Source organism: Candidatus Infernicultor aquiphilus (genome assembly GCF_002784285.1).
GTDB classification, from domain to species: domain Bacteria; phylum Atribacterota; class Phoenicimicrobiia; order Phoenicimicrobiales; family Phoenicimicrobiaceae; genus Infernicultor; species Infernicultor aquiphilus.
In genome coordinates, this window is sequence record NZ_PFKO01000252.1 from 1 (window position 1) to 6,454 (window position 6,454).

General features: G+C 34.3%; 5 protein-coding genes. All 5 read right to left on the reverse strand.

Annotated elements, in window-relative coordinates; genetic code table 11:
* Window positions 1–292, reverse strand: a 292-nt coding sequence (locus COZ07_RS06700) for an aldehyde dehydrogenase family protein (RefSeq protein ID WP_406607797.1), incomplete at its 3' end; no start/stop codon positions are given.
* 349 nt (window positions 293–641) lie between these two features.
* Complete coding sequence (locus COZ07_RS06705) at window positions 642–1,592, reverse strand: transketolase family protein (protein WP_406607798.1); 951 nt, start codon at window positions 1,590–1,592, stop codon at window positions 642–644.
* A gap of 2 nt (window positions 1,593–1,594) precedes the next feature.
* On the reverse strand, window positions 1,595–2,440 hold the full coding sequence (locus tag COZ07_RS06710) for a transketolase (protein WP_406607799.1): 846 nt from the start codon (window positions 2,438–2,440) through the stop codon (window positions 1,595–1,597).
* A 360-nt stretch (window positions 2,441–2,800) separates the two neighbouring features.
* Window positions 2,801–4,798, reverse strand: a complete 1,998-nt coding sequence (locus COZ07_RS06715; protein WP_406607800.1) for a sigma-54-dependent Fis family transcriptional regulator — start codon at window positions 4,796–4,798, stop codon at window positions 2,801–2,803.
* 263 nt (window positions 4,799–5,061) lie between these two features.
* Entirely contained in the window at window positions 5,062–6,318 is a 1,257-nt protein-coding gene (locus COZ07_RS06720; protein ID WP_406607801.1) for a transposase, read from the reverse strand.
* Window positions 6,319–6,454 lie beyond the last annotated feature (136 nt).

A 6,454-nucleotide genomic window follows, 5' to 3' on the forward strand; every position in this document is an offset into this window, starting at 1 on the left:
CCAGGACTCTTGAAAGCATTTCTTCATTGGCTCTAAGTAGCTCGTTTAATTTGAATAGAGGCCTTACTCGCCTGGCTACCGGGGTAGCGCTCCATCCGGGATATGCATTGGCTGCTGCTTCAATGGCACGGTTTGTTTCTTTGGTTGTTGAAAGTGGAACTTTGGCTATTATTTCTCTGGTAGCCGGATTTTCTACATCCAGATACCCGTTATTTTTTGGCTCTATCCATTCTCCATCAATATAATTTTTTAATACCTTCACTTCTTTTATTGGCTCTTCTAAAATCAACATTATTTATCTTAACCCCCTCAATTTATTTTATTATTTTTATATTTATTCTAAAAACTTTAATCATAAGTCCCAAATTGTCCGATTATTTTTCCTAATATCTATTAGATAAGCAATTTTTATGCCAATTAAATTTTCTGGATATAATTTCTTTGAAAACTTAAGAAATATCAATAAATTCACAATAGATGGCACTCACTTATATTTTGCAATCTATAGCTTATTAATTATTATTGTTGTATTATGCTACAGTATATTGCAACATTCTAATTCAAAAAACTCTCTGCCTAGAACGAGTAAAATATAATAATAAATTATCTCAATTTTTTACTTAAACTAAAAATTATAAAGTTTATTTGTTTTTTTTCTTAATTATTTCTTTAACTTCTTTTACAATATTCTCGCAAGTTAAACCATATTTTGTAAATAAGTCATCCAGAGACCCTGATTCGCCAAATTTATCTTCTATGCCTATCCTTTTTATTAATGCGGGCTCGCTTTCGCTTAAGACTTCTGCGACCGCACCGCCAAGGCCCCCAATGATGCTATGGTTTTCAACTGTAACTATGTGTCCGGTTTCTATAGAAGCCTTCAATAAGATATCTTTATCTATTGGTTTGATAGTATGAAGATGGATTAATCGAACATTTATTCCTCCCTCGGCTAAAATATTTGCTGCCACCAACGCTTCCGGAGTCATTATCCCTGTAGAAACAATAGTAATATCTTTCCCATCTCTTAGAATTACTCCCTTATTCCATTCAAATTTATAATTCTCATCAAAAATAACGGGAGTCTCGCAACGGATACAACGCAGATATACAGGTCCATTATATTCAACACATGCCCTAACTGCCTGTTTCATTTCCACAGCATCTGCAGGAACAATAACTGTCATATTGGGTATAGCTCTCATAATGGCAATATCTTCAAAGGCTTGATGAGTAGCGCCTGCTTTACCTGTAGGAATCCCTCCATAAGAACCTACAATCTTCACGTTAAGTTTTGGATAGGCTATAGAAATACTAACTTGATCACAGGCTCTTTTAGTGGCAAAAACTGCAAAAGTCACAGCAAAGGGTATAATCTTTTTGGTAGTAGCCATACCTGCTGCTACTCCCATCATATTTTGTTCGGCAATTCCCATTTCAAAAAACCTATCAGGGAAGGCTTCTTTAAAAATAGATGTTTTTGTTGAGCTTGCTACATCAGCATCCAAAACCACTATATCATTCCTCTCTTTTGCTATTTCTACTAACGCTTCGCCAAAAGCAGTTCTGGTAGCTATTAATTTATTCTTCATAATTAAAATCCTTTTTCGTTAGAGTACCCCAATTCTTTTAATGCTTGTTTTGCTTGTTCTTCTGTGGGAGCCAATGAGTGCCATTCAACTTTATTTTCCATAAAAGATACACCCTTACCTTTAATCGTATGGGCAACCACTATAGTAGGTTTTCCCTCAAATTTAACCGCATCTTCTAATGCTTGTACTATCTCATTTATTCTATGGCCATTTATTTCTATCGTATTCCAACCGAATATATGCCATTTCTCGATTACTGGTTCAATATTCATAATTGTATTCGTCTCGCCATAAAGTTGTAATTTATTATAATCTAATATAGCAATAAGATTATCTGTATTATAATTAGCGGCTACCATTGCCGCTTCCCATACTTGTCCTTCCTGAGTTTCCCCATCTCCTAAAATAACAAAAGTCCGGTAGGTTTTTTTTAAATATCTGGCAGCTAAAGCCATCCCTAATGCCACAGAAATTCCCTGTCCTAAAGAACCTGAGGACATATCCACTCCAGGCGTCTTGTTCATATCAGGATGCCCTTGAAGTCTGCTATTTATATGATCAAAAGTTAATAATTCTTCTTTAGGGAAATACCCTCTCTCAGTCAAAGCAGCATACCAGGCAGCCGAAGCATGACCTTTAGAAAGAACAACACGATCTCTATCTTCCCATTCAGGATTTTCAGGGTCAATTTTTAAAATATGAAAATATAAAACAGCCATGATATCAGCTATTGATAAAGCTCCCCCTATATGCCCTCCCTCTGCATTAGATATCATCTCAACAATATATCTTCTAATAATATTTGCTTTTTTTTCTAAATTTTTAATTAGTCTTTCTTGAAATACCACTAAAATCCCCCTTTTTTTATATACGATAGGAATTTTTAAAACTCCTTTCACTTATATAATATAAGCAAATTACGTGCCAATTAAATTGTAATATAAATAAATTGTGTAAAACCCTTATGTTTCAACAATTAAATTGGGATATACAAATAACTGTAACCATTAATTTAATCGTTATTTGCTGCATTATGCTACAGTATTTTGCGATGCTTTAGATCTTTAAGTAATACTACTTAATTTAGTAAATAAGAAAATGGATTAATTGGGGGGTTTCATGGAAATTTTAAAAAACGTTTTAAAACTTTTTAGAAAAGACTAAAAATCGTAGGAGGAAGTTTAAAATTGTGAATGTCTATTCGAAATTTATTTGGAAATTTTATATTTTTCAATTTTTCTATATAAGGTGCTTCTGTCAATCCCTAATACTCGAGAGGCTTTAGTGATATTACCCTTAACCTCTTTCAAAACTTTGAAAATTACTTCTTTTTCAATATCTATTAAAGAATTAGCTTCTCTATCCTCTTTAATGTCTAGATTATTAGATTTAAAAGGCTTAATATTTTCGGGTATTACCTCAATAGTGATTTTATTATTTTTACTTAAAATTATTGCACTTTCAAGCGCATTTTCCAATTCTCTTATATTGCCTGGCCAATTATACTCACACAAAACTTCTAAAATTTTTTTATCAATTTCAATATTATTTTTGTTTATTCTTCTCCCAATTTTATTACAAATATATTTTACCAAAATTGGAATATCATCTTTTCGTTCTCGTAATGGAGGTATATCTACAGTAATTGTATTTATGCGGTAAAGAAGATCCTCTCTAAAATTACCTTTCTTCACAGCTAATAATAAATCTTGGTTAGTTGAAGAAATAATCCTTACGTCAATAGGAATAATTTTATTGCCCCCTATCTTCATTAATTGATTTGATTCTAATACCCTCAATAGCTTTGGTTGAGACTCCAGAGGCATACTTTCTATTTCATCAAGAAAAAGAGTCCCGCCCTCTGCTAATTCAAGTTTGCCTGGTCTTCCACCCCTCTTTGCACCAGTAAATGCTCCCTCCTCATATCCGAACAACTCGCTTTCGACTAAATCTCTAGGGATTGCAGCACAATTAATAGCAATAAAAGGGTTATCCCGTCTATTACTATTATTATGGATAGCTTGGGCAAAAATTTCTTTTCCCGTTCCGCTTTCGCCTTGTATTAATATCTTACAAGAACTAACTGAAGCAGTTTTTGCTAAATTTACTGCACTTTTTAGCTTCTTATTATTTCCTATAATATCTGAAAAGTTAAATCGGGCCTTAGCCCCTATAATACCACCAACTAATCTGTGTACCTTTCTCATTTCTTTAAATAAAGCCATTATCCCTTGAGATTTGCCCTCATAATCTTCAACTAATTTTTCCGTAAGAAGATATTGAAAGCTTTCTTTGCTGCCAAAAGGTGTAATAGTAATTTCTTTCTCTAAATATCCTTTCCTATTATTCAGAATATCAAATAAAGAAAAATTTGTTTTAATTAATTTATTTATCGGTTCCCCAATTGCATCAGGTGGTTCTTTGCCTAAAATTCCCCCGGCAATAGAATTTAAATGAGTTATTTTCCCTTCTTTGTCTAATATAACTAATCCATCATTTATAGATTCAATTATTGTTTTTAAAAATCTATTCGTAGTGCTTAATTCATATACTTTTTTTTCTGTTACAAGTGCACTTTCAATGGCATTAGAAATACCTACAACCATACCTAACGTATGTTTATGCAATAAACGATAATTACCTGACATATTTACTGCTCCAATTATGTTACCTGAAGGATCATGAATAGGAGCAGTAGAACAAGTCCAATTATGATGGTAAATATTATAATGTTCTGGACCAAGAATTTGTATGGGTTTCCCGGTAGAGAGAGCAATTCCAATGCCGTTAGTTCCTGCTATTAACTCAGATCTATTTGCACCTATTACTGAACCAAGCTTTTTAGATTCTTCTAATATTTCCATATCACTAATTATCTTTAAAAAATAACCATCCTTGTCCACTAAATCCACTCTAAACCCTGAACCTCTTATCATTTCTCCTATCATCTTTAATATGGGCCATGATATCTCGATTAAATGTCTATTCCGTTCTAATAAAACCTCTATTTCTTTATCACTAAGTGTTGTAGAAGGCCTTTTTGAATATGGATCCACATCTGCTGCCTTACACCTTTTCCATGAATCGGCAATTATAGGACGAACTATTAAGGTATTAATTTCATCATTTTCTATGAATTTCTTCCAAGCCTTTTTAATTTTATTCATTTTTTCTAAAAAAGATTCTGAAGAAGGCAATAAAATCATCTCACTAACAAATTTTTTATAAAGATTTTTATTTTCATTATTATTTAATAAGGAATATCCGCTTGGTTTTTAAAATATGCCGGTATATAATAAGAACTTAGCGCACCTTCGGTGCGGACTTTTAATCACTGGTGTATTTCATTTGTTTGTTGCATTTAGGACAAGTAAATGTTGGATATACATCTTTTTTACAACCCTGTGAGTAAAAATATGCATCAACAACAACATCTTCTATCTTGGTTTCATAGTTACATGAAATACATTTATAATTGTACCACTGACTCGGTAGACCAAACGGCTGATCCAACTGGTCCTCTCTCTCCATCTCTTCCCCCTATCTCTGGCTCATCCACAAAAAAACTATCAAAATTATCGACTATCCAGCCATATTTTGGATGCCATATCCCCTCAAATTCCATCTCATCCCCACATTTTGGGCATAACAAAGGGTCAATCCCAAAACTCTTTTTGATACGATTCCTATATGAACTACCCATTACTTGGTAGGTACCAGCAACTGGCTCATAGGTAAATTCTAATAAATCCTTTAACTCCTTCCTTATCCTGGAGGCTCGACAGGTAACATGAAGACCATAGTATCTGATCCTCTGAAATCCCTTGGGAAGTATATGCTGAACCATCCTGCCAATAAAGGTCAAAGCATCTACTTCTTCCTCTATTCTTCTCCCGGTGGTATGGTCATTATACCAGTATCTCGCTTTCTTGCCATCGTACTTTATAATCCTCCTAAGAGAAATAGGTGGACTGACCACATATTTAGCCAGGTATCGAGCAAGCCCCTTTCCTCCTTTGGGGATATCTCCCTTCTCTAGATAAGCTACAAGCCCATGGGGATACTCTCTCCAGCATTTATCAATCTCTTCTTTTATCTTGGGCACCTTTACATTCTCTCTTAACATCTTAAGGAGATGGTATTGCCACTTGAGGTGAAGAAGATTAAAGTCAATAAATCCAAATTCTTTAAAGCGGCCATCTCTCCTCATACCACCATTGGTGCAAAGGATATGGAGATGAGGGTTAAAGTTTCCACTTCGGCCTGCTGTTTGAAGTACAACAACACTGCCAACATCCACTTGCTCTTTAAGCCAATAACTGACCACATCCTGGAAGAAGGCATGCCCACTCTTCATAAGTTTGCTCAAAAGCTGGGGATTATGATAGAACCATTTCCTGAATTGTTCTGGAACCGTAAGCACGACATGGCGATACCTCATCCCGGTAAAAAGAGCTCCACTTATATAATCTACCCACTCATCTGTGTATATCTTAGCACAGGAGAGACAGAAACTGCTCTTGCAACTGAAGGGAATCTTCTTCACCTCACCGCAATGAAGGTACCGGTAAGATATAAATCCATTCTCCGGATCTCCACACCCCAGCATCTTCTTGATCGTCTTATCATAATACTCTGTCTTGTATCTCGGATTCATCTGCTGAAACTCAGACCAGTGGTCTATGAATATCTGCTTAAATACATTCTTGTTGTAATTTGGGATCATGCCAACAAGATACACAATTCAGCCCTTAAATACAACTATTTTATCTACAATAGAGACTTAGAGAAAAAGGAAATTCCTATACAATCAAGTTAAGATTTTATAGTCTTGTTGTAATTTTACAATATTGCTAATAAAA

Excerpts from the sequence above, each read along its gene's own strand:
- COZ07_RS06715 (WP_406607800.1), bottom strand. The coding sequence starts at position 4,798 with ATGATTTTATTGCCTTCTTCAGAATCTTTTTTAGAAAAAATGAATAAA.
- COZ07_RS06705 (WP_406607798.1), bottom strand. The coding sequence starts at position 1,592 with ATGAAGAATAAATTAATAGCTACCAGAACTGCTTTTGGCGAAGCGTTA.
- COZ07_RS06720 (WP_406607801.1), bottom strand. The coding sequence starts at position 6,318 with ATGATCCCAAATTACAACAAGAATGTATTTAAGCAGATATTCATAGAC.